This is a genomic window from Variovorax sp. 20P10.2.4, assembly GCF_058244205.1.
The window spans coordinates 1-1,601 of sequence record NZ_JBZAYE010001051.1 but is presented as its reverse complement, the minus strand read 5'-3'; the positions used below and the strand labels follow the sequence as shown (position 1 = coordinate 1,601).

The window sequence follows — 1,601 nt, the reverse complement described above, 5'->3', positions numbered from 1 at the left end:
GCCGACCCGTACGCGGCCTGCGGCATCGACCAGGTGGATCGCGGTCATCAGGGCCTCGCGTGGCGCCGGGTCGGCCTCGAAATCCGGCGGCGAGCAGTCGACCAGAACGAGCCGCGCGGCCGCGTCGCGCGCCTTCATCGCGCCCATTTCGGCGCTGCACAGGCGGCAGGTGGCGTCGTAGTAGACGGTCAGCGGGTAGGCGATGGCGGTGGAGCGGGACATGGTGTTCTTTGTTCTCGATATTTCTGTCAAAACAGAAATTAATGGGCAAAAAAAAGCCGGCCTCAGATCATCGGCAGGCTCGCATGGTGGGCGTCGGGATCGTCCTTGCCGGTGGCGGGCGCGGGCGCGGGCGCGTCGCCGCGAACGAACTTCTGCACGCTCGCGCCCAGCGTCAGCACCTTGTCGAGCGTGCCGGGCGACAGCCGCAGCATCTCGTCGGCCCAGGTGGCGAGCTTGGCCATCAGGTCCATGGTGGAGCGGATGCGGTCCTGCGCATCGGCCGATTCCTTCTGGAAGTCGGGGCTCGCGACGATCTCGCGCAGCACGCGGATGGTGGGGTCGAACTCGCGTTCCTTGCGCTCGCGCACCACGGTGCGGAACAGCTCCCAGACGTCGACGCTGGTCTCGAAGTAGTCGCGCCGGTCGCCCAGCATGTGGGTGACGCGCACCAGGTTCCAGGCCTGCAGTTCCTTCAGGCTGTTGCTCACGTTGGAGCGCGCCACGCCCAGGGTGTCGGACAGCTCCTCGGCATGGATCGGCTTGCCGTGCACGAACAGCAGCGCGTGGATCTGCGAGACGGTGCGGTTGACGCCCCACATGGAGCCCATCTCGCCCCAGTGGAGGACGAACTTGCGTTGGATGTCGGTGAGTTCCATGCGCTGGAGTCTAGGACTTCCGAAATTTCTGTCAAGAAAGAAATAGAAAAATCGCCGTGGCCGGTTGGAATGGTGAAATACTGTATGTTTAAACAGTTAATAGATCCGCGAAGGAGTTGCGCCATGCCACCCGCCGCCTACATCCCCATCCAGGCCATCAAGGGCCGCGGCGCCGCCACGCGGCTCGCGCACCGCTTCTCGAAGGACGAGCGCGATGCCTTCGACGACGGCTGGGGCACGCTCGAGGAAAACGCCGCCGAGGCCGACGAGCTCGAGCCGCTGGCCACCGAGGTGCGCTTCGAGGACGTGAAGTCGGCCATGAACGAGAACGACTCGCCCGACATCTACTTCGACCGCTCGATCAACCCCTACCGCGGCTGCGAGCACGGCTGCATCTACTGCTTCGCGCGGCCCACGCACAGCTACCTCAACCTCTCGCCGGGGCTGGACTTCGAGACCAAGCTGATCGCCAAGCGCAACCTGGTCGAGGTGCTGCGCCGCGAACTGAGTCGCAAGAGCTACCGGCCCAGCCACATCGCGATCGGGACGGCCACCGACTGCTACCAGCCGATCGAGCGCGAGCTGCGCATCACGCGCTCGCTGATCGAGCTGCTGTCGGAGGTCAACCACCCCTTCGGGCTGGTGACCAAGTCCAGCGCGATCGAGCGCGACCTCGACCTGATCGCGCCGGCCGCCGCGCGCGGCTTGGCGGCGGTGTACGTG

3 protein-coding genes are annotated in these 1,601 nt (G+C 65.7%); 1 reads left to right on the top strand and 2 read right to left on the bottom strand.

The annotated features are described in order from the left end of the window. A partial coding sequence (locus AC27VN_RS40965) for a DCC1-like thiol-disulfide oxidoreductase family protein (protein WP_490880434.1) occupies positions 1–222 on the bottom strand: 222 nt, incomplete at its 3' end. 62 nt (positions 223–284) lie between these two features. Then, a complete protein-coding gene (locus tag AC27VN_RS40960) occupies positions 285–878 on the bottom strand; it encodes a GbsR/MarR family transcriptional regulator (RefSeq protein ID WP_490880433.1) in 594 nt (197 codons plus the stop codon). Between the two features lie 123 nt (positions 879–1,001). Here AC27VN_RS40960 and AC27VN_RS40955 point away from each other — a divergent pair. Beyond that, positions 1,002–1,601 (top strand): radical SAM family protein (locus tag AC27VN_RS40955; RefSeq protein ID WP_490880432.1); only part of this gene is annotated, 600 nt, incomplete at its 3' end.

Bases quoted from the DNA above. Each gene is read 5' to 3' on its own strand.
- AC27VN_RS40960 (WP_490880433.1), bottom strand. From the start codon at position 878: ATGGAACTCACCGACATCCAACGCAAGTTCGTCCTCCACTGGGGCGAG.